At 36.9% G+C, this 24058-nt stretch carries 15 protein-coding genes and 2 pseudogenes; 8 read left to right on the top strand and 9 right to left on the bottom strand.

Annotation, left to right across the window (positions count from 1 at the left end; genetic code table 11):
* Positions 1 to 78: 78 nt before the first annotated feature.
* From ACF3N8_RS06915 to ACF3N8_RS06900, 4 genes are read left to right on the top strand one after another with little or no spacing between them, the layout of a single operon-like run.
* On the top strand, positions 79 to 819 hold the full coding sequence (locus tag ACF3N8_RS06915; protein ID WP_238101827.1) for an ABC transporter ATP-binding protein: 741 nt from the start codon (positions 79 to 81) through the stop codon (positions 817 to 819).
* A 19-nt stretch (positions 820 to 838) separates the two neighbouring features.
* Positions 839 to 1780: an ABC transporter substrate-binding protein gene (locus ACF3N8_RS06910; protein WP_238100978.1), complete on the top strand. Its 942-nt coding sequence runs from the start codon at positions 839 to 841 to the stop codon at positions 1778 to 1780.
* Between the two features lie 3 nt (positions 1781 to 1783).
* A complete protein-coding gene (locus ACF3N8_RS06905) occupies positions 1784 to 2542 on the top strand; it encodes an ABC transporter permease (protein WP_009381953.1) in 759 nt (252 codons plus the stop codon).
* 14 nt (positions 2543 to 2556) lie between these two features.
* Entirely contained in the window at positions 2557 to 3600 is a 1044-nt protein-coding gene (locus ACF3N8_RS06900; RefSeq protein ID WP_238093310.1) for an acyl-CoA dehydrogenase family protein, read from the top strand.
* A gap of 338 nt (positions 3601 to 3938) precedes the next feature.
* On the opposite strand, the gene tyrS is transcribed toward ACF3N8_RS06900, so the two are convergent.
* Positions 3939 to 5201, bottom strand: a complete 1263-nt coding sequence (gene tyrS, locus ACF3N8_RS06895) for a tyrosine--tRNA ligase (protein WP_009381955.1) — start codon at positions 5199 to 5201, stop codon at positions 3939 to 3941.
* Between the two features lie 380 nt (positions 5202 to 5581).
* Here tyrS and ACF3N8_RS06890 point away from each other — a divergent pair, with 380 nt between their 5' ends.
* Positions 5582 to 6463, top strand: a complete 882-nt coding sequence (locus tag ACF3N8_RS06890; protein WP_017176454.1) for a transglycosylase domain-containing protein — start codon at positions 5582 to 5584, stop codon at positions 6461 to 6463.
* Positions 6464 to 6665: 202 nt separating this feature from the next.
* The gene (locus ACF3N8_RS06885) at positions 6666 to 7979 is read left to right on the top strand and encodes an ISL3 family transposase (protein ID WP_009385730.1); all 1314 of its coding nucleotides are present in this window, start codon (positions 6666 to 6668) and stop codon (positions 7977 to 7979) included.
* Positions 7980 to 8246: 267 nt separating this feature from the next.
* Here the strand turns inward: ACF3N8_RS06885 and ACF3N8_RS06880 are convergent, their stop codons facing one another.
* Together ACF3N8_RS06880 and acsA are read right to left on the bottom strand one after the other, a co-directional pair.
* Complete coding sequence (locus ACF3N8_RS06880; RefSeq protein ID WP_238100977.1) at positions 8247 to 9914, bottom strand: formate--tetrahydrofolate ligase; 1668 nt, start codon at positions 9912 to 9914, stop codon at positions 8247 to 8249.
* A 450-nt stretch (positions 9915 to 10364) separates the two neighbouring features.
* A pseudogene (acsA, locus tag ACF3N8_RS06875) lies at positions 10365 to 12063 on the bottom strand (acetate--CoA ligase).
* A gap of 172 nt (positions 12064 to 12235) precedes the next feature.
* Between acsA and ACF3N8_RS06870 the strand changes: the two are divergent.
* Both ACF3N8_RS06870 and ACF3N8_RS06865 read left to right on the top strand, forming a co-directional pair.
* Entirely contained in the window at positions 12236 to 12868 is a 633-nt protein-coding gene (locus ACF3N8_RS06870; RefSeq protein ID WP_392449777.1) for an N-acetyltransferase, read from the top strand.
* 14 nt (positions 12869 to 12882) lie between these two features.
* Positions 12883 to 14046: an acetoin utilization protein AcuC gene (locus ACF3N8_RS06865; RefSeq protein WP_009381959.1), complete on the top strand. Its 1164-nt coding sequence runs from the start codon at positions 12883 to 12885 to the stop codon at positions 14044 to 14046.
* Between the two features lie 42 nt (positions 14047 to 14088).
* On the opposite strand, the gene ccpA is transcribed toward ACF3N8_RS06865, so the two are convergent.
* The 6 genes and pseudogenes from ccpA to ACF3N8_RS06835 form a co-directional block, all read right to left on the bottom strand.
* Positions 14089 to 15081: a catabolite control protein A gene (gene ccpA, locus ACF3N8_RS06860; protein WP_238100975.1), complete on the bottom strand. Its 993-nt coding sequence runs from the start codon at positions 15079 to 15081 to the stop codon at positions 14089 to 14091.
* A 399-nt stretch (positions 15082 to 15480) separates the two neighbouring features.
* The gene (locus ACF3N8_RS06855) at positions 15481 to 16572 is read right to left on the bottom strand and encodes a bifunctional 3-deoxy-7-phosphoheptulonate synthase/chorismate mutase (RefSeq protein ID WP_009381961.1); all 1092 of its coding nucleotides are present in this window, start codon (positions 16570 to 16572) and stop codon (positions 15481 to 15483) included.
* A gap of 424 nt (positions 16573 to 16996) precedes the next feature.
* A complete protein-coding gene (locus ACF3N8_RS06850) occupies positions 16997 to 18103 on the bottom strand; it encodes a hypothetical protein (protein WP_009381962.1) in 1107 nt (368 codons plus the stop codon).
* Positions 18104 to 18341: 238 nt separating this feature from the next.
* Positions 18342 to 18797 (bottom strand): annotated as a pseudogene (locus ACF3N8_RS06845) (DUF948 domain-containing protein); the annotation flags it as partial.
* Between the two features lie 83 nt (positions 18798 to 18880).
* Positions 18881 to 20194: a UDP-N-acetylmuramate--L-alanine ligase gene (gene murC / locus ACF3N8_RS06840; protein WP_238093303.1), complete on the bottom strand. Its 1314-nt coding sequence runs from the start codon at positions 20192 to 20194 to the stop codon at positions 18881 to 18883.
* 28 nt (positions 20195 to 20222) lie between these two features.
* Complete coding sequence (locus tag ACF3N8_RS06835) at positions 20223 to 24053, bottom strand: DNA translocase FtsK (protein ID WP_392449776.1); 3831 nt, start codon at positions 24051 to 24053, stop codon at positions 20223 to 20225.
* Positions 24054 to 24058: the final 5 nt, after the last annotated feature.

Here is a 24058-nt window from a genome sequence, read left to right as displayed (position 1 = left end):
CCCAAAGTCGAGCGCCCACACCCTCATTTTTTAATATGAAATCATAGTAACTTAGTAGGAATAAGGTGGTGTCTTACCTTGATTCAACTTGAAGATATATCGCATCAATTTAATGAACATCGAGTTATCGAAAATTTTAATCTATCCATTCCTAAAGGGAAGATTGTGAGCCTTATTGGTAAAAGTGGTTGCGGGAAATCAACGTTACTTAACATCGTTGGAGGTTTTATTCAACCTACTCACGGTAAAGTTATGATAAACGAACAACTAAAGCTAAAACCCTCACCTGATTGCTTAATGTTATTCCAACATCATAACTTATTGCCTTGGAAGAATATCTATAAGAACTTAACCATTGGCTTGAATCAAACGATGTCGAGAAAAACGCTAGATACATACTTACAATCTGTCGACTTAGGTCAAATTGGTACGCATTTTCCAGACCATTTATCAGGCGGTATGAAACAGCGTGTCGCGATTTGTCGTGCATTGATTCATAAACCTCAGGTCATTCTTATGGATGAACCTTTAGGTGCTTTAGATACATTCACGAGATATAAACTACAAGATGCGCTACTTACTTTAAAGTCTAATGCCGCTTCTACGATTCTACTCGTAACACATGATATCGACGAAGCGCTTTATCTATCTGATGAAATTATTTTACTTGGTGATAAGGGCTCTATCATCAATCAATATCAAGTTACAGAACCTCACCCTAGAAATCGAAACCATTCGACATTAATTCATCTCAGACAACAGATCATGGAAGATTTTTCACTGCTTCATCAATCCGTTGAACCAGAATATTATATTTAAGCGATGTGACTTTTAACAAATGAGACGTATCATAACACTATTAATCACAATAAGTTTAATTCTAACCATGGCAAGTTGCGATTCTGAAGGTCCTCACAAATCTAAGAAACAAACGATAAAGATTGGTTATCTACCCGTCACACACGCCGCGAATCTCATGATGACGAAGCAACTTAACGAAGCGCGTGATTCGAACTACCGAGTTGAACTTGTAAAATTTAATAACTGGCCAGATCTTATGGATGCCTTGAATAGTGGCAAGATCGATGGCGCGTCTACACTGATTGAACTCGCGATGAAATCAAAGACTAAGGGTTCAAATATCAAAGCAGTTGCCCTATCGCATCACGAAGGTAACGTCATTATGGGTAAAGATGATACATTCCCATACCCGAACCAATCTTCTTACAATTTTGCGATTCCGCATACGTATTCGACACATTATCTCCTCATTGAAAAGCTACGCCAGAAACATCATATTGCTAAGGATGATGTAAGTTATCGTGAAATGGCACCTGGCGAAATGCCTGCAGCTTTAAATGAAGGTCGCATCGACGGCTATTCTGTAGCTGAACCATTTGGTGCACTTGCAACTAAGTTGAAAAGAGGTCACTTAATCAATCATGGACATGATGTCATGCCTGATGCGTATTGCTGTGCGCTCGTGCTTAGAGAGGATCTCATAAATCAACATTCAAGTTCCGTGAAATCTTTTATGAAGGATTATAAACAAGCTGGATTTGAAATGAATGATAAGGATAAGAGTGTGGCTATTATGAAAAAGCACTTTAAGCAAGATGAAGCTGTCTTAAGGCAGTCGGCTGAGTGGACGAGTTATGGAGATTTAACGATTCGTAAACAGAAATATCAATCTTTATCAGATGAAATCCGAAAGCAAGATCTATTCAATCCCCCATCTTTCGAACATTTCATCGATACATCTTTTTATAAGGAGGCTTAATTTATGACGAAATCTATCACTAAAATCACATACCCTATTATCGCACTTGTGATACTTGTAGCAATATGGCAACTTATTGTCGTCATTGGAAATTATCCTCCTATTTTATTACCTAGTCCGATATTAGTCGGCAAACGCATTATTACGATGTTGTTAAACGGTGAAATCATTCAACATATCGGTATCAGTTTATTTAGGTTCGTGATTGGCTTTATTGTGGCGCTTATCGTTGCGATATTAAGCGGATTTCTATTAACACGCTCAACGATACTCATGAAAATGATTGAACCATTGCTACAAATCATTCGCCCAATATCTCCAATTGCTTGGGCACCTTTTATCGTGCTTTGGTTCGGTATCGGAAACTTACCAGCTATAGTCATCATATTTATCGCAGCATTCTTTCCAATTGTATTCGCGACAATTAAAGGCTTGAATAATGTAGATGCACATTACCTACAAATTGCAGATAACTTAAATATTAAAGGTTGGCAACTTTATAAAGATTTCTTATTTCCAGGGGCTTTTAAACATATGATGAGTGGTATTCATGTTGCAGTTGGTACGAGTTGGATATTCTTAGTATCTGGCGAAATGATTGGTGCTCAATCCGGACTTGGCTTTTTAATCATGGACTCAAGAAACATGCTAAACCTAGAAGATGTTCTTGTAGCAATATTTTATATCGGTATTATTGGCTTTATCATTGATCGTTTAATTACATTAATTGAGAATCAAACTTTAAAACATTTTGGCGAATAAAGGAGTTTAATACGATGACACAAGATACATTAACGCAACTGATTGAATCTGATTTAGAACCATATGTAAAAGAAATTGATAACGGCTCATATTACCCTGAGTCATTTATTAAATCTTTATTTAAAGCACAACAATTTACTGCAGACGATTTCGTTCATAACTTGAAAGTAATTGAAAAGGTTGGAGAGACCTGTTTAACGACAGCATTTTGTATTTGGTGTCAATGGGCGTTCACCACTTATTTAAAACATTCGAGTCATAATAGTGAAGCTCGAAAACTTTATGATCAGGTCTTCAAAGGCGATATTATTGGTGCAACAGGCTTATCTAATCCAATGAAATCGTTTAGCGATTTAGAAAAAGTAAATTTAAACCATTACTATAAAGACGGCGAATTATATGTAAACGGCACCCTTCCTGCGATAAGTAATATTCAAAGTGATCATTACTTCGGTGCTATTTCACAAGATGACGAAACAAATGAAACAGTGATGATGATTCTAAAAGCTGATCAAGAAGGTGTTTCTATATCAGAAATGTCTAATTTCTTAGGCGTCAACGGTTCTGCGACATACCGTGTTAACTTAGATAACGTACAAGTTCCATCTAATAGAGTACTCTCTAAAGACGCGAAAGCCTTTGCGAGCGCGATTCGACCAGAGTTCATATTGCTTCAGATACCGATTGCTTTAGGCGCCATTCAATCATCTTTAAATCATATTGAATCGTTTAAAGACCAAACGGCTCAATCACATGTATTTATCGAATATAACGTTGAAAAATTTCATAAGCAGTTTGAACAGTTACACCAAGAATTTTATGAGAAAGTGACAGCTCATCTTGATAATCTAGACCAAATTTTACTAGATGCTGTACGCATTAAGAAAGAACTAGGTTATTTATTACTTGAGATCAATCAGGCAGCAATGGTTTATGGTGGTTCTCGCGCTTACATTGAAGACAGTAAACCTGCGATCAAATTAAAAGAAGGATTCTTCTTCGCTGCTTTAACACCTACCCTTCGTCACTTAGGTAAATTAGAACAAGAATTAGGATAAAGAAAAACCTGTGCAGTTAGCGTTTTCTGCACAGGTTTTGTTTAGTTCGGATTTTTTAACGTAGAAAGTTATGGTGCTAATTGTAATGTAGTATAGAGTCGGTTTCAGTCTTTCATTCCGACGCTATTCGGGTTTAGCATCGGTTTCAATCTTCCATTCCGACGCTATTCAGGTTTTGCGTCGGTTTCAGTCTTTCATTCCGACGCTATTCGACTTTAGCATCGGTTTCGTCCTTTCATTCCGACGCTATTCTCATTTTACGTCGGTTTCGTCCTTTCATTCCGACGCTAACCACATACAATGCCTGTTTGAACCTCTCACATTGCACTAACCAACAATTACTTATAATTCACCATAAAGTATTTCTTCTTACCGCGACGAATAATCGTAAAGCTACCTTCATATTTATCTTCATCAGATAAATCATATTTTAATTCCTGAACACGTTCACCGTTAATGTAAATCGCACCGTTTTGGATATCTTCACGTGCTTGACGTTTAGAAGAAGAAATTTTAGTTTCTACGATTGCTTCAACTAAGTTCGTTGTATTCGCATCTAGTTCAACTTGAGGTACATCTTTAAAGCCAGCTTTAATTTCTTCAGCCGTTAATGATTTTAAATCACCACTAAATAAAGCTTGTGAAATACGCTTTGCTTCTTCTAATGCTTGTTCACCATGAATAAATGACGTCACTTTTTCAGCTAAAGCTTTTTGGGCTTTTCTTAAATGAGGCTCATCTTTAACAGATTGCTCAAGCTCAGCGATTTCATCTTCTTTAAGGAATGTGAAGTATTTAAGGAACTTGATTACATCTTCATCGCTCGTATTGATCCAGAATTGATAGAACTCATAAGGGCTTGTTTTCGTTTCATCTAACCAAACAGCGCCTGATTCTGATTTACCAAACTTCTTACCGTCAGCTTTCGTAACAAGTGGAATCGTTAAACCATACGCTTCTGTTTGACCATACATTCTGCGCATTAGTTCAATACCACTCGTAATATTACCCCATTGATCAGAACCACCTACCTGCACTTTACAATTGTAATTTTGGTTTAAGAAACCAAAGTCAATCGCTTGTAAAATTGTGTACGTAAATTCTGTATAAGAAATACCATGTTCTAAACGAGTTTGAATGGAATCCTTACCTAACATATAGTTCACGCCAACATGTTTACCATAGTCACGTAAGAATGAAATTAACGAAATTTCGCCTAACCAATCTTTATTGTCTACAAGTACAGCGCCTTCGTTACCTTCAAAGTCGAACAATTTATGCATTTGATTTTGAATACCTTTAACATTCGCTTCAACTTGAGCTTCAGTTTGAAGTTGACGCTCTTCAGATTTACCAGACGGGTCTCCGATCATTCCTGTTGCTCCACCGACTAACACGATTGGACGATGACCAAACTCTTGGAAACGACGTAACGTTAAGAAAGGTAATAAGTGACCGATGTGTAGACTATCTGCCGTTGGATCCGCACCACAATAAAGTGTTACTTGTTCCTTATTTAAAAGTTCTTCAATACCAGCTTCATCTGTTTGTTGGTAAATTAAACCTCTCCATTTAAGTTCTTCAATAAGTTGATTTGCCATGATTTTCCCTCCTATTAAAATAAAAAAAGCACCGCTTACTCATGTAAGGGTGCGATTTATGTATGATATCACCACTTACATACGTAAGGGCGCAAATGTGCACGGTACCACCATACTCTAAACTCTATTGATGAAACGTTCACCAATTAAAACGTAGGATCCTTTATAAAAAGGTGTATTCGCTATACATTGAATATTAGTTCTCAGCACCACTAACTCTCTTAAATTCAAACGATATAACTACTTCTCCTTCAATCCTAAAATATGAAGATTTGCTTTAATTATAGAAAAGCCTATATCACTTGTCAAATATCATTTTTTAACTACTCACGCACTTATAAAATTGTGTGATATACTACAATTATTATTGGAGGAAGCATATGAACACGAAACTATCATGGTCTCAATTTATCAAAACCTTCGAACGCATCTACAATATCATTAAACGTGTTGTCTTCTATTCAACAGTCGGCCTATGTTTGATTCTTTCACTAAGCTTCGGTATCGGCATTGGTTACTTTGTAAGCTTAATTTCAACATCACAACCCGTGAGTGACCAAGAACTGAAGACACACATTTTAAATATTCCTGATCATCATAAGCTTGATTTAAAGCATCGCACACTAATTGAGGCATACAACGAAGCCGATAGTACAGTTATCGCAGGGCCCGAAAACGTTAGTCCATACGTACCGAAAGCCTTAACCGCTTCGGAGGATTCAGACTTCTACCGTCATAACGGCATTTTACCAAAGGCCATTTTACGCGCGATGTATCAAGACATATTTAACTTACAATATGGAACCGGTGGCAGCACGATTACGCAGCAACTTGTTAAGAACCAACTTTTAACAAATGAACAAACGTATAATCGTAAGGCTCAAGAGATTACACTTGCGCTCCGCACTGAAAAGCTCTTTTCTAAGGATGAAATCATGTTCACATATTTGAATATTGTACCGTTCGGACGTGATACAAATGGCGCACATATTACAGGTATTTCAGCCGCAGCGTATGGTATCTTTGGTAAGTCATCTCAATATATCAATTTAGCTGAATCCGCGTATCTCGTTGGTTTACTTCAGAGTCCTTATTTCTATACGCCGTATTTAGAAGATGGTTCATATAAGCCAAAGAGCGCTATTAAGATGGGTATTTATCGCCAACATTATGTGCTGAAACGTATGCGTGTTGAAAAGCTCATTACTAAAGCAGAGTACGAAGCAGCTATGGCTTACGACATTGAAAGCGCAATTCGTTAAACTGACCTTTTAGCCACTGAATTAACCAATATGCCCTCCCACTATACGACCACACCTCCACATCACAAAAATAGGGCTCTATAATAAATTCGGTTGGTGACCTCATTCGAGGTCATTAGCCGAATTATTTTTTGTACTAAAAGAGCGCATTTATCTCTATAATTGTAAGTGACCAAACTAACAAAAAGGAGATAATGCGCCTGTGAATAATTTTATAACAGAACTCTTAAGATTGAAAGAACCAAATTTAGTCATCGAGGAAAAGACTGATGAAAAAGAAATAAAAGGAAGAATCTATATAATGCTTTATGGGGTTCTCTCTTCCAAAGCTGATAAGTGTCAACACTGTGGTATCACTAATCATCAACGCACTATTATAAAGCATGGATTTCGAGTAATTAATGTTAAATTACCACGCCTAAGTGGGTTTCCATGTCTACTAGAATTAAAGAAGCAACGCTATTTGTGTCACAATTGTAATCGAACTTTTGTAGCTGAAACATCTATAGTAGATAAGTATTGTTGCTTATCTAACAACTTGAAAATGTTTATAGCTGACAAAGTTAGAGAAGTACGTTCCATTAAATCTGTTGCCGAATCTTGTTGTGTATCATCACCTACGGTGGTTCGAATCATTAAACAAACCGTTGATGAAATTAGACATAAAGTAGGTTCGCATTTGCCTGAGCACATTATGATGGATGAGTTCAAAAGCGTTAAAAATGTTGATGCTTCAATGAGTTTCATCTATTGTGACAGTACTTCTCATCAAATTATTGACATTGTCAGTGATAGAAGAAAGTTTAACCTCAAAAACTACTTCATGAAGTTTGATCTTTACGCAAGAAAGCGCGTTAAGACAGTATGTATAGATATGTATGAACCATACATGGATCTAATATCAGATGTTTTCCCTAATGCTTTAGTTATTATTGATAGATTTCATATCGTTCAGGCAATTAATCGTGAGATTAACCGTACCCGAGTTAAAGTCATGAATCAAGCTAGACGTAATAGGCGCCCACTTTACAATAAATATAAACGGTATTGGAAACTACTTTTAAAACCTAAGTTAAATCTTAACGCTATAAACTATAAATATCATCGATTATTCAAAACTTTAATTACTGAAAAAGACATCGTTTCGTACTTATTATCTAACGATAATACGCTCAATAACACTTACGAGATAGGACAAGAATTAATACTGGCATTGAAGCATAATGATATTGATTTATTTCGATCAGTACTGTATAAATCTCGTCAAAACCACATTTCAGAAGGTTTAATGAGAGTACTGCGATCATTTATGAAGTATTTACCCTTCATATGTAATACTTTAAATCACCCTATGATAACTAACGGTCCGATTGAAGGCATAAATAATAAAATAAAATTACTTAAAAGAAATGCTTATGGTTATAGAAATTACGCAAACTTTAGAGACAGAATATTACTCATGTCACGCTTATATAAACTTAGACAAAGAAAAACACCTATGCATGAAGTAGCATAGGTGTAGAATGATTGCTTGAAGACTCCCGTGGCTCTGTGAGTAAGGGAGATCCAAGCGAAGCTTTAGCTCCCAACGAGCGCCACAGGAAAGCGAAAAGCAAATCATTCGTCTACGGTTTTACCAACCGAATTTGACGTAGAGCCAAAAATAGCCCCAAATGGTTGCGCAAACCAACCATTCGGGGCTACATTTATGTCAATATAGCACGGCCCAACTCACAAAAGTTAAGCCTCGCGAGTTTCAAAAACCCGCTCATACCTTTATTTATTAGAATAAACCTTCAGCTTTACCGTCATCCGTTACATCCATATTTAATGCAGCCGGTTTCTTAGGTAAGCCAGGCATCGTCATGATAGCGCCAGTTAACGCTACGATAAAGCCTGCACCTGTTTTAGCTTCTAATTCACGGATAGTGATTTCAAAGTCTTTTGGTGCACCTAGTTGAGTCGCATCATCACTGAATGAATATTGCGTTTTCGCCATACATACTGGGTAATTGTCCCAACCATTTTCTTTAAATTGTTTTAATTGTTTTTGGGCTTTTGAAGTGAAAGAAACTTTAGAACCACCATAAATTTCTTTAACGATTTTTTCGATTTTTTCTTCGATAGGCATATCTAAATCGTATAAACGTTTGAATTCTTTAGGTTGTTCGATAACTTCAAGTACGTTCTCAGCAAGCTCGATACCGCCTTTGCCGCCTTTTTCCCAAACTTCAGTTAAAGCAAGGCGCACGCCTTTTTCTTTAGCCCAAGCTTGTAATGCTTCAACTTCAGCGTCAGTATCGTGTACGAATGCGTTTAATGCGATAACAGGTTCAACGCCAAATTTATTAATATTATCAACGTGACGTTCTAAGTTTTCAATACCTTGTTTTAAGGCTTCTACGTTTTCTTCTTTTAAGTTATCTTTAGCTACGCCGCCATGCATTTTTAACGCACGGATTGTCGCAACTAATACAACTGCGTCTGGTTCAAAGTCAGCTTTACGAGATTTGATGTTTAAGAACTTCTCTGCACCTAAGTCTGAACCGAAACCAGCTTCAGTAACAACGATATCAGCTAAGTTACGTGCTGTTTCAGTTGCCATAATTGAGTTACAACCATGTGCAATGTTCGCGAAAGGACCACCGTGTACAAGTGCAGGTGTACCTTCAATAGATTGTACTAAGTTAGGCTTCACAGCATCTTTTAAGATCATTGCTAAAGCACCTTCGACTTTAAGGTCTTTAACTGTAACAGGTTTCTTATCACGTGTATAACCAATCGTGATTTTAGAAATACTTTCTTTAAGGTCTTTAATACCAGTACATAAGCATAAAATCGCCATGATTTCTGATGCTACTGTAATATTAAATCCATCTTCACGTGGTACCCCTTTAGTTGGACCACCTAATCCTACAACAACGCTACGTAACGCACGGTCGTTCATATCTAATACACGTTTCCATTCAATACGACGTTGGTCAATACCTAATTCATTACCTTGGTGAATATGGTTATCGATAAACGCTGATAATGCGTTATTCGCTGTTGTAATTGCATGGAAGTCTCCGTTGAAGTGAAGGTTAATATCCTCCATTGGTAATACTTGAGCATAGCCACCACCAGTAGCGCCACCTTTAATACCAAAGATAGGTCCTAGTGCTGGTTCACGTAATGCCACCATTACATTCTTTTTAAGTTGGTTAAATGCATCTGATAAACCAACTGTTACAGTAGATTTACCTTCACCAGCTGGCGTTGGACTCATTGCTGTAACTAATACCACTTTACCTTTTTGATCGGCTTCTTTTACTTGGTTAATATCAATTTTAGCTTTATATTTACCATATAATTCTAAGGCATCCTCAGGAATACCCACGTTTTCAGCAATCTCAGCAATTGGTTTTAATGTAGATTGATTAGCAATTTCTAAATCTGATAAATGACTCAAGTCTTTCAACCCCTTATTTGTTTTAGTGTTTGCGACTTATCTGTAAGCGCATTCAACTTCATTATTGATATATTTCGTGCTATCTCTATCATAACGAACCACGTTTCTAATGTCGATTTAAATGGATGCGGCGCATGATACCGAGTCTAATATTTTGCCAAATTTTTGACATTCTTTACCATACTTCACGCGTGAACCTATTTTGCCACTGGTCCCCCCTCTTTGAAAAGCCCTTTCAATAACATTACATAAAATAAGAGGCTGAGACATAAGTTGTGAAATAGAGCATTAAAGCTTTATTTCATACAATTCTCTAAACAGCTGACTCCTAGGGGAATAGCATGAGACCGGAGACTACAGGCTCCGGCCATGCCCCAGGAAAGCATGCTGTTTATGAGAATTGTAGTATTATGTCCCAGACTCCTATTATTGAAAAGCCATTTAAAATTTTTAATCTTCCATTGTACTTAAGTCACCTGTTGGTAAATCAAGCTCCCAAGCCTTAAGTACACGACGCATAATCTTACCAGAACGCGTCTTAGGTAATTTATCTTTAAACTCAATTTCACGTGGTGCCGCATGCGCAGCTAAACCTTCTTTAACAAACTTACGAATGTCTTCTTTTAACTCATCAGACGGCTCATAACCTTGTCTTAAACCAACGAACGCTTTAATAATTTCACCACAGGCTTACCAATAACACCCGCTTCAGCTACAGCTTCATGTTCAACGAGTTTAGATTCAACTTCGAAAGGTCCTACACGTTCACCAGCAGTCATGATGACATCATCCACACGACCTTGGAACCAGAAGTACCCATCCTCATCTTGATACGCTGAGTCTCCTGAGATATACCAGTCACCAATAAAGTATGAATCGTATTTTTCAGGGTTCTTCCAAATTTTACGCATCATAGACGGCCAACCTTTTTTGATCGCTAAGTTACCCATTCGATTAGGTGGTAACACTTTACCTTGGTCGTCGATAATTGCCGCTTCAATACCTGGTAGAGGTTTACCCATTGAACCTAACTTCACGTCCATAGATGGATAGTTTACAATCATATGACCACCAGTTTCCGTCATCCACCATGTATCTAAAACGCGCTTATCAAATACTTTCTTAGACCATTTAATAACTTCAGGGTTTAATGGTTCACCAACTGATAGAATACTTCTTAAAGTTGATAAATCATACTTATCAACCACATCATCACCAGCACTCATTAACATTCTGAGTGCAGTAGGCGCCGTATACCAAATCGTAACGTTAAACGTTTCAATCATCTTATACCAAGCTTCAGGTGAGAAACGTCCACCTGCGATACAGTTTGTAACCCCATTTAACCATGGCGCGAAGATACCGTATGACGTACCAGTTACCCAACCTGGGTCAGCCGTACACCAATATACGTCATCCTCTTGTAAATCAAGCACATACTTACCCGAAATATAGTGTACAAGCATCGCTTCTTGAACATGTAGCACACCTTTAGGTTGACCTGTTGAACCTGACGTATAGTGTAAGATTAAGCCATCTTCACGGTCTAACCATTCAATTTCGAATGGTCGCTAGCGTTCTCTAACGCTTGATTGAAGTCAACGTATTCACTATCAACTTCATCATCAACGACTACAATTGTTTCTAAGTTAGGTAATTTATCTTTAGGAATACGTGGAAGTAGGTCATTCGTCGTTACAATCACCTTCGCATCACTATTTTCAAGTCGGTCACCTACTGCTTTCTCCATGAAAGCTTCAAATAACGGTCCAACAATCGCACCAATTTTTAAGATACCAAAGAATGCGAAGTATAATTCTGGTGTTCTAGGCATAAAGATAAACACGCGATCCCCTTTTTCGACATTCGCTTTATCCTTAAGCACATTTGCAGCTTGGTTTGATTTTAATTTTAATTCTTCAAATGTATAACTTTCCGTACGTTCATTATCTTTATAATTTAAAGCAATTTTGTCCCCTTTACCATTATCGACATGGCGATCAATACATTCATAGGCCATGTTCATTTTACCTGTTTCGCTCCATGAAAAGGCCTGCTCAACTTCTTTCCAATCGAAGTTTTGATACGTTTCTTGATAATCTTTTAAGTTAAAATTTCCTTGTTCCCCTTTATAAACTTCTACTTTCATTTTGAGTCCCCCTTGTTTGAAAAAGAAATCGCTTCTTTCATATCATCATTATATCTAAATCTTTTGAAATATTCAAAATAAATAAATAATTCTGATAACTATGCATGAAATTTGGCCTTTTTTACTATATAATTTAATTAATAAATGTTTATAGAAAGGAGTGACATCCCTAATGGATCACATTAAAACTTTCATAAAAGAAACCTACGAATTCGATGAAGGTACGTTTGTGATTGAAGGTCCACTTACAAGCGGTCAACTTTCTGACATGACTTTTGATGAAGGGTTAGACGCATTCAGAATTCCAATCGACCAATTTCAAGCTTTATTAGAAATCGCTGATTTACCCGAAGGTCGCATCTATGTGATTCGTAAAGATATGCATATCGTTGGTTATGTAACGTACCACTACCCTGATCCGCTAGAGCGATGGTCAAACGGTAATTTACCGTATTTAATCGAACTCGGTGCTATTGAATTAAGTCTGCCTTATAGACACTTAGGACTTGGTGGTGAACTCATTCGACTTAGCACATCTACAAAAGAAATCGAAGACTATATTATTATCACGACAGAGTATTATTGGCACTGGGACCTTAAAAACACTGGCCTCAATGTCTTTCAGTACAAGGAACTGATGCAGAAGCTGATGTTTAAAGGTGGGCTTGAGGTCTTTTCAACAGATGACCCAGAAATTACCAGTCATTCTGCGAACTGCTTGATGGCACGTATTGGTAAAAATATAGATTTAAAACAGATGAACGCATTCGATAACGTGAGATTTATGAATCGCTTTTTCTTCTAAAGGGGGCAAACGGGATGGATCGAAATTTAACAATAAATAAAACAGGATATGTCTACGCGACGTCGTTACTCCAATATCGCTTTCATGATAAGCATCCGTTTAATCAAATGCGATTAAAACTCACAACTGAATTGTTACTTGAAACTGGACATTTAAATACATCACATATTATCACGCCTCGTATCGCAACGGATGATGAACTCGCATTGATTCATAAATATGATTATATTGAAGCTATCAAACGAGGTTCTAGGGGTATTCTCGCATTTGACGAGGCGGAAAAATATGGCCTTGGTTCGGATGATACGTCGCAATTTAAAGATATGCATGAACACAGTGCACGCATTGTAGGAGGCGCCTTAAGTTTGGTCGATGCGATCATGAATGGAGAAATTAAAAATGGTTGTCACTTAGGTGGTGGCTTACATCATAGCCTTCCCGGACGTGCGAACGGGTTCTGTATTTATAACGATATTGCTGTTGCGGCGAAATATTTAGAAACGAAATTTAGTCAACGCGTGCTTGTGATTGATACGGATGCCCATCATGGCGATGGCACGCAGTGGTCTTTCTATACAGACGAAAAAGTACTCAATTACTCGATTCATGAAACAGGTAAGTTCTTATTCCCTGGTTCAGGTCACTATACGGAACGTGGTAAAGATAAAGGGTTTGGTTATTCTATTAACCTACCACTCGAACCTTATACCGAAGATGAGTCATTTATGGAAGTATTTAAGAGTACGTTACATAACGTTGCTGCGTCGTTTAAACCTGATATAATTTTAAGCGTTCATGGTTCTGATATTCATTACTCAGACCCACTTACGCATCTCCACTGCACGTTAGATACGTTATACCATATTCCATACGTCATTAAAGAACTCGCTGATACCTATACAGATGGTAAAGTTATCATGTTCGGTGGTGGCGGTTATAATATTTGGCGTGTCGTACCACGAGCTTGGAGTCACGTTTTCTTAAGTTTAATCGATGAACCTATCCAGCATGGCTTGTTACCACCAAGATGGGTGCACAAGTGGCACCATTATTGTAAGACCGACATGCCTACTGTTTGGGAAGATGAGCGTTTAGATTACCATGAGATTCCGAGAAAGCATATCATCTCTGAAAAGAACCGTAAGACAGCATCAACGATTAATAGTTGGTTTGTATAATTAAAAAAGTCTAACCCGCAACATAGCGGATTAGACTTTTATTTATGACTTCGTTGTTTCACGGTATTCGATTCGATGTGGTAATACAACATTTTGATCTTCAATGGTTTCATTGTTCATAAATTTAGTGAGTAAGCGCATGCCAACCGCACCAATGTCATATAACGGTTGAACAACTGTAGATAACTTAGGTCGAACCATTTCTACAAGACGTGTATTATTAAAGCTGATGACTTGAAGGTCTGAAGGTAAATCAACGCCATCATCAATCGCGCTATGAACAATACCTATCGCTTGTTCATCACTGATACATAATATAGCGTCAGGGTTGTGACCTTTTAGCGCATCGTACGCTTCTTTACCATCTTTATAAGTTTCATTACCTACAAATCTTAATTCATCATCAAATTTAATGCCGTTTTCATTAAGCACTTCTTTCAAGCCTTGAAAAGCATCGGTCTCAGCCTTTTTAGAATAGCCACCGCCGACAAAACCAAAGCGCTTTGCGCCCTTTTCAATGAGATGACGCGCAATTTCTTTCGACGCTTCAGTGAAATCAATATTTACAGAAGCAATATCGTCATCCTTGCCATCTGTTCCTGATACCACAACAGGTACTGAAGATTGATCAATTAAAGATTTAATTTCAGTGGTTAAAGTACCACCTAAAAAGATGATGCCATCAACTTGTTTACTAAGTAAATTATTAAAGATTTCTTTCTCTTTTTCTGAATCATTATCTGAATTGGAAATGATCGTATGATATTTGTACATTGTCGCAATATCTTCGAGTCCACGTGCGAGTTGAGAATAGTAAACGTTTGAAATATCTGGTATGATAACCCCTACAGTTGTCGTTCGTTTACTTGCTAGACCTCGTGCCACAGCATTCGGTGTGTAACTTAAACGTTGAATAACTTCGTTAACTTTATCTCTCGTTTCAGGTTTAACATTTTGATTACCGTTTACGACACGAGAAACAGTTGCCATAGAAACACGGGCTTCTCTCGCAACATCATATATCGTTACTGACATCTTCTTCCTCCTTGTAAACGCTTTATTATTTATTATATAACGTTTTCATAATGCTTTCAAAGTTTAACACAGATGAATAAAGAAAGAAATAAGTTTAATCTCAAATTTAATTAAAAACGATTAATTTTGAATAATTTGTGAATGAATGTCGATTTTTCAAACATTTTTACATATTCAGGAAAAGCCCTTTTAAGCATATAGGCAAAATATGAAGGTCACCTTGTCTACTAAGAAAACTAAAAAATGAGATAACAGCTTACCTACGAATAGATAAACGTTATCTCACCCTTACACAGTGACCTATTAGAATGTGTTGTGCGTGTATTTTATAGATTACCTGTGCCTAATCATTATATTAAAATACTTATATATTGTCTACTTTTAAATTTTGATTAAAATCTACTTTAACTTTTTCTCATTATACATTTGAGCTAAAGGATTTAATTCATCGTAGAACTTATCAAATTCATTTAAATCCATTTGTTGACCACTGTCACTTAAAGCAACAGATGGATCAGGATGTACTTCAGCCATAACACCGTCAGCCCCAACTGCTAAGGCAGCTTTTGCTGTAGGTAACATGATGTCTTTACGACCCGTACTATGCGTGACATCAACGAGTACCGGTAAGTGTGTTCCTTGCTTTAAGATAGGTACTGCTGAAATGTCTAATGTATTACGTGTTGCTTTTTCATAAGTGCGGATACCACGCTCACATAGAATGATGTTTTGGTTACCTTGAGAGGCAATGTATTCAGCAGCAAAGATAAATTCTTCAATCGTAGCTGACATACCGCGTTTTAATAAAATTGGTTTATTCGTGCGACCAGCTTCTTTAAGTAATTCGAAGTTTTGCATATTACGTGCACCAATTTGGAAGACATCTAAATATTGATCTGCTAATTCAAAATCGGCTGGATTTACAATCTCACTTACTACGTTTAAACCGTATTTATCTTTTACGTTCTTAAGTATTTTAAGCCCTTCTTCGCCTAAACCTTGGAAATCATAAGGTGACGTACGTGGTTTGAAAGCACCACCGCGGATAAATGTTTCACCTTTCGCTTTAAGGTTTTCAGCTACTTTATCCACTTGCTCTTGTGATTCAACTGAGCAAGGACCAAATACAAATGACTTGTTACCATCACCAATGATGCCACCGTTATCAAATTTAACTATTGTATCTTCTGGCTTAAGTTTTCTAGAAACATATAAGTGCTTTTCATTTTCAGATTTTTGAAGATCTGTAGAGGCTTTAAATATTTCTTTAAATAATTGTTTAATCACATTATCGTTAAACGGACCTTCGTTTTTGTCTAATAACGCATTAATCATATTTTTTTCGCGTTCAGGATCATAAATTACAGTACCCTGTTTACGTTTTTCCTCGCCAATTTTTTGAGCGAGCTCACCTCGTTTAGTTAATAATTCTAATATCTGTTCATTAATATCTTCAATTTCAGCACGGAATGTTTCGAGTTTGTTTGTCATAATGATTCACCTCTAAGCTATTATTTTAAATCGATTGTTACACTTTAAAGGGTTAAAATAAAAGTGATTATTCGGTATTTTACCAGTATAGATTTAATTTATCAAGGACTTAACCTTAAATTTTCAGAAAAATCTATCAATTGAATTATACGCTTGTTCGACATTTCAACTTTTTTAAAAGCCATCCGTAAATAAGCGATTAATTTAATTATATATCATATTTTATTTGAATACGAATTTTTTTAATTTTGCGCATTTTGAAAAGCACTACTATATCGAAAGCCTTATTATAACACGTTAAAGATATGTAAGTTAACATCACACTTCATACTCGATTATTCAAATTCTCGACGCTTTAATCGCAATAAAAAAGCTATAACATAACCTACTTGGTTATGCTATAGCTCGTTCTAAAACTTAATTATTAGTCATTAAAAGTATGTTTTTCTACTTTACTTTTAGACTTAACTTTTTCATTCTTAGGTAAGCCTTTATCAATTTTTTCTACTTCTTCTTTTTTTACAGAACCTTTAGTAATAGTATCGTTTGATGAAGTAGATTGATCTGGGCGTTCATTAGTAGTTATACCTTTTTCAACACGCGTAGCATTGTTATTATCATCTACACGTTTTTCTTCAACAGTTACTGTTCTTTCAACGGTTTGTGCTTCTTTGTTTTTACGGCTTGGTTCAGTTTTGTTTTCAACTGCACTAGATTGACTAGCTGCCGCTAAGCCAGAAGCTGAAACAGCTTTCGTATTTTTACCAGCTGTTTTATCTTGTGTAGGGTTGTTAGAATCAGCTGCTTTAGCTACACCTTCACTTGATACTTCACGCGTATTTGAACCTGCAGTACCTTGTTGTGTTAAGTTGTTTGATTCTGCAGCCTTAGCTACACCTTCACTTGATACTTCACGCGTGTTTGAACCTGCAGTACCTTGTTGCGTTAAGTTGTTTGATTCTGCAGCCTTAGCTACACCTTCACTTGATACTTCGCGTGAATTAGTACCTGCAGTGTTTTCACCATGTTTACCTTTATATGCTTCTTTTTCAACGTTTGATACACGGTCATTTGAAGAAGTTGAATCAACATCATTTGTGCGTGTAACTGTGTTGAAGTCGTTAGCAGTTGGAGCAGATAAATCATCTTGATCGACTTCAGATTGGATAGCACGTTTTTGAGCAGCGATTTCACTACCTGAAACGTCATCTGAAGAAGACTTAGTTTTGTTGTCTTTCATGTCACGAGCTTGTGCTTTTAAGCGGTCAGCTTTTGCTTTAGCTTTCGCTTTAAGTGACATAGACTCTTGTTTCGTTGAGTTTGTGTAATTAACTTTATCTTTATCAATGTTTTTAACTTTTTGTTTCTTACCAGCCATTGGCCCAAGAATTAATCCTAAAGCTGAACCTAAGATAGCGCCTGTTACAAATCCGAATACAAAGTCGATGCCGTTATTATTCTCGTCATATTCCTGAGGTACTTCATACGTTTCTAAACCATGTGTGTATAAATCACGATTATAATTTTCCATTGAAAATACCCTCCTACAAATAAGGCACTTAAATAAGGTAGAAACTTATTTAAGTGCGCTTTTGTTGTTATATTAAACCTTATTTACGATTTAAAGTTCTGTTTAAATCTTGGTTGTTTGTTAATGTATCTTCTGAGTTATAGTTACCACCTGAGTAATCATTTTCATGGTTATCAGTGTTTACGTGGTTAGAGTTAACTGTGTTGTTTGAAGCTGAGTTGAAGTTACTGTTGTTAACGTTTTGTTCATTAGCTACATTGTTTGTTCTATAACCAGCTTTGCGTTGGCTTCTGTTTTGCCATTTGTCAGCAATTTCCATAGCAACATTTGACCATTGAATAACTTGAGAAATCTTGTCTTCGTTTTGTGAAATGTTGTGTGTAATTGAATGCGTAACACGGTCAACTGAACCGTTAAGGTTTTGTACAGAATCACCAATTGATTTAACTGCATCTACAACTGAATTTAAACGGTTTGATTTGTCTTGGATGTCTTCTGTTAAACGGTTAGCTTTGTGTAATAAATCAGTAGATTCACGAGTGATACCTTGAACCTGACCTTCAACACCGTCTAAAGTTTTTGCCACATTGTCTAAAGTCTTCTTAACTGACATTAAGATTGCAACGATTCCAATACATAAGATTAAGAATGCGATTGCAGCAATAATACCAGCTATTGGTAAAATCCACTCCATTAAAAAACGCCTCCTATAAGCTATTAAATAAATAAATGTTATTTATTTTTTATTAATACCCAAAACGCTTATTTATAAACATGTTAAAACTCTTTAATTGTGTCAAGTTCATTTATGTACGCTTTTAATACTTTTTGAATATCACCAGCACCCATAAATAGAATGACTGCATTATCATGTTTATGTAAAACGTTTACAGTATTTTCATCGATTAAGGTAGATCCATCGATGCGATCCAATAAATCTTGGATAGTTAAATCACCTTGATTTTCTCGAATCGAACCGAAGATTTCACATAAGTATGTGTGATCTGCCATACTTAAACATTCCCCAAATTCATCTAAAAATGCCTTAGTTCTTGAAAAAGTATGCGGTTGAAATACTGCAACAACTTCCTTGTTTGGATATTTTTTTCGTGCTGTCTCAATTGTAGCACTAATTTCACGTGGATGGTGAGCATAATCGTCAACTAATACTTGATTTTCTACAACTGTTTCGTTAAAACGACGTTTAACCCCACCAAATGTTAGAAGTGCTTCTTTAATATTTTCAACGTTAAGCTTTTCAAGATAGCAAATTGTAATAACGGATAAGGCGTTTAAGATGTTGTGATCACCATATTGAGGTGATACGAAGTGATCGTAGTATTCACCTTTAACATATACATCGAACGACGTGCCTTTTTCAGAGACTTCAACGTTCTCGGCGTATACGTCATAATCTTTGCTAAAGCCGTAATAATATACTGGAATATCAGCTTCAAGCTGAGTTAAGTATGGGTCGCCACCCCAAGCAATAATCGCTTTCTTTACATTATGCACCATTGATTGGAACGCACTTACAACGTCATCGATGTCTTTGAAATAATCAGGGTGATCAAAGTCGATATTCGTCATAATCGCATAGTCTGGATGATAACTTAAGAAATGGCGACGGTATTCACATGCTTCAAATGCGAAATAATCGCTAGCAGGAATGCCCATACCAGTACCATCACCGATTAAGAATGATGTCTTCTTATCACCATTCATTACGTGTGACAGTAAACCTGTAGTTGATGTCTTACCGTGCGCTCCAGTAACCGCAACTGATGTATATTGGTTAATGACTTCACTTAAAAAGTCATGGTAACGTTTAACTTCTAATCCTAATTCATTCGCTCTTTCTATCTCTTCATGGGTATCTTTAAACGCATTACCTTGAACTATAATAAAATCTTCTTTGATGTTTGATTTATCGAAAGGAAGGATTGAAATACCTTTATTTTCTAATGCTACCTCAGTAAATACGAATTGTTCTATGTCAGACCCTTGGACCTCGTGCCCTAAATCATGAACGATTTGAGCTAATGAGCTCATACCTGCACCTTTTATCCCAACAAAATGATACTTTGTCATGACAACACTTCCTCTCTAAATATTACGATTAAATTTCTTCTAAATCAGACTCAGATATATAAACCTCTCTAGGCTTAGAACCGTTTTGACCTGAAATGTATCCTAATTGTTCTAATTGACTCACAATTCGTGCAGCACGATTGTACCCAATTTGGAATTGTCGCTGAATTAATGAAGTTGAAATGTTATTTTCCTGAACCATAAAGCGACACACTTCATTGAACAATTCATCCTTAGGTTGTTCATGTGTCTTCTTAAGTAGTTCTTTCTCTTCAAATTCATAATTAGGCTTACGTTGTTGCTTAATATAGTCAACGACACGGTCTATTTCATCATCTGATACAAATGTACCTTGAACACGAATAGGTTTATTCATGCCATTTCCTAGATATAACATGTCACCATAACCAAGTAAGCGCTCAGCGCCACCACTATCAAGGATAGTTCTTGAGTCAACGCTTGATGAAACCATAAATGCGATTCGTGTTGGAATGTTAGCTTTAATCAGACCAGTTATAACATTAACAGACGGTCTTTGTGTTGCGACTAACATGTGGATACCACAAGCTCTGGCTTTCTGCGCTATACGTGCAATGGATTGCTCTACGTCTTGTGGTGCCATCATCATTAAATCAGCAAGTTCATCTATAACGATAACAATTTTCGGTAATCGATCCTCATATTTTGCTTTTTTATTGAAAGCCGTAATGTTACGCACGTGATAATGTGCAAATAATTTATAACGACGTTCCATTTCATCTACAGCCCATTTTAAACTTTGTGTAGCTGCTTTCACATCTGTGATAACAGGTGAAATAAGATGTGGTAGGTCATTATATGGCGCTAATTCAACCATCTTAGGATCAATTAATAATAAGCGTAACTCTTCAGGGTGGTTACGGTATAATAACGAAACTAAAATACTATTAATACATACTGATTTACCACTACCCGTTGCACCTGCGATTAATGCATGTGGTGTCTTCTGAATATCCATTAATAACGGATCATTATTAATACGGTTACCCATCGCGACAGTTAGCTTAGATTCAGCTTTCTTAAATTTATCGTCATCTACGATAGATTTAAGATTTACCTTTGTAGGTGTTTGGTTTGGTACCTCAATACCAACTAAGCTTGTACCAGGAATTGGTGCTTCGATTCTGATGTCTTTAGCTGCAAGTGCCATTTTAATATCATCTTGTAAGGCTGTTATACGAGATACCTTGACACCTTTTTCAACAGATAACTCAAATCGAGTAACACTAGGCCCTCTTACAACATTAACGACCTCTGCAGGTACATTAAAGTAGTAAAATGCTTCGTTTAATTCTGTCTTCTTCTCATCGATAAATGATTCATCAACTTCTTGAACTTCAGGTTCATCTAAGAGTTTCATCTCAGGTAGCTTCAAGTTAGGACCGCTTCGAATGGTACGTTTTTCATCTGCGGGTTTAGTTGCTTGTTGCTCGGTTTGAGCTACAGCGTGGTTCATACCTGATTGAGCATCTTGATGATTTGATTGAGGTTGTGTCACATCATTTGGTTCTTGTGAATGAGCTACGGGCTGCCCTTCCTGAGCTTGGGTGATATGATTATCGCTCGGTTGTTGCGATGCTTGCGCTTCTGACGCTTGTTCTGATTTGGCTTCAGACGTTTGTTGTGAAGGCGCTTTTTCTTTAGAAGTATCATGCGATGAATCAAATTTTTGACCTTCAGGTTTTAAAGGCGGAACCATTTGTTGTTGTGCTTTCTTTCGATCCATCATGCGTTTTTTATCAGATGGTGTCATCACAACGTTAAATGGCTTGCTGCCTTTACGAATTGGTGTCTTAAAGGCATTATTTTGAACATTTTGTGCAGTTTTTGTTTCTTGTTGTGATTGCCCTTCTGCTTCAGACGTTTCGCCTTCATTCACTTGCGTATCTTTAATTGGCTTTTCAGAAGTGTGAGATGAAACATCATAACTTGAATGAGTACCTTGAGATTCAACAATCTCTTGATCCACACCATGATTTGAGTCGTCATGCGCATTGCTATCATCATCTTGATCTGAAGCGTCAGTTTGAGTAGCCGACTGACCCTCATTCATCTCATCTACTGCATCATCACTATCAGAATCTTGGTCACTTGATTCAGATTCATCAGCTTCATTGATATCTGAAGTAGGAACCGTAATATTACTTTCAGTCGTAGGCTCAAAGTTGTCGTCTTTGAATAATTGAGTCTCATCTTCTACTGGTACCGTCGCACCTTGTAAATCAGATGCATCTGAAGCTGGAGGTGGCGTTACATTAACCTCAGACTCTGACTCAGATTCATACTCTGGTAAATTTTCAGTGTCGTCTGCTTCGTCGTAATCCTCAGAAGAAACCTCTGGTCTTGAGTCCGCCGACTGTTCATACATCATTTGAACATCGGATAACGTATCATCGTGAGACGCTTCTGCCTCATTAAAGTGACTTTCTTGAGTTTGATTAGAATCGTGTTCTTCAGGCGTCTCAGTGCTCGCTTCACGATCGCTTTCAGCTTCATCGTCATCTGACAATGTATCATTATGAGAAGACGCATGTTCTAAACCAGCTTCACTTTGAGTCTCATCATCTAGTTGTGTTTGACCTTCTTCTTGATTCACGTCCTGATACGTAATCGTTTCATTGTCCGTTTCCTCAGTAACTTCCTTATTAGGAATTGTTTCCGCTTCTTCACTAGAATGAGCGTAAGTAGTATCATGTTTCGTTTCTTCGCTGTCAGCTTCATGAGTTGATTCTGAAACATCCGCATCAAGATCAATTTCTTGATACGTATATGTATCATTTAGGTCTAATGCTTCAGAGTCTGAAGCATTCACTTGATCCTTACCATCTGAATCTTCGTTGTCAATTTCAACTGACTCTAAAGGTTCATAGTCATCAGATGATTCACCTAAATAACGCTTTGCTTGTGCGCGATGCATTTCATCAATAGCACGCTGAATCGCATCATCAGAATCTTTATTTTGTTGACGCTTCTCTTCAAGTTGAGCTTTATAGCGACGCTTTTGTTGCACTTTTTTCTCGCGCTCACGTCTAATTTCAGCAACAATTTGAGAAGCATAAATGTTATCGATATTGATTGTATTATTTGGTTTCGATGACTTCTGTTCTACGTTCTCTGCTGATTGCGACGTGTGTTCACGCTTAGTAGTTGATTCCTTTGAAGGTTCATGATTTTGAGATTGGTTCGTCATCGTATCTTGTTCTTCATCATCATGTTGGTACTTAGGTCGATTTAATCCTGAATTGATAAATTCTCGACGCGTCTTCGTACCGAAGATTGCTGAAGGTACTTCACTCGCCTTAAACTCTCTTTCATGAAAGTTTGCTTTTACAGGCTGAGAATATTTTTTCTGCTTACTTGATGTACCATATGGCGCAATTGGTGATGATGGTTGAGGTGTATAACGTTGTGACTTATAGCGCTCTTTAGTTTGAGGCTTTGAAGTCTTCTTATCATTGCTAGGTACGTACGTTTCAGTAGTTTCATGCTTCTGCTGATTAGAATCAACCTTATCGCGTCTTCTGTTTCGACGACTGTTAATTTCATCTCGTCTTTGAAAAGATGGTTTCTCAAACTGTTGTTGTCTTGGTGCACGTTCATCTTGCTTTGGTTTAAACGTTTCTGGTTCTTGTTGTTTCTTTTCAAGTTCTTTCATCTCTACAGGGAAGCGAAACTTCCCTTTTGGACGTTGGTACACATCATTATGTTGAGGAAGTAGTGTGTGATCATGTTGTGATTGACGTCTCATTTTACGACGGCGATTAGGCGATGGTTCATTTGAATTGTCATCTTCTCCAAATAACTTATCAAACCAATTCATATATA

It is taken from the genome of Staphylococcus massiliensis, assembly GCF_043186315.1.
Lineage (GTDB): Bacteria > Bacillota > Bacilli > Staphylococcales > Staphylococcaceae > Staphylococcus > Staphylococcus massiliensis.
Note: the sequence above shows the minus strand (reverse complement) of the source record. Positions and strands in the feature narration are given on the sequence as shown.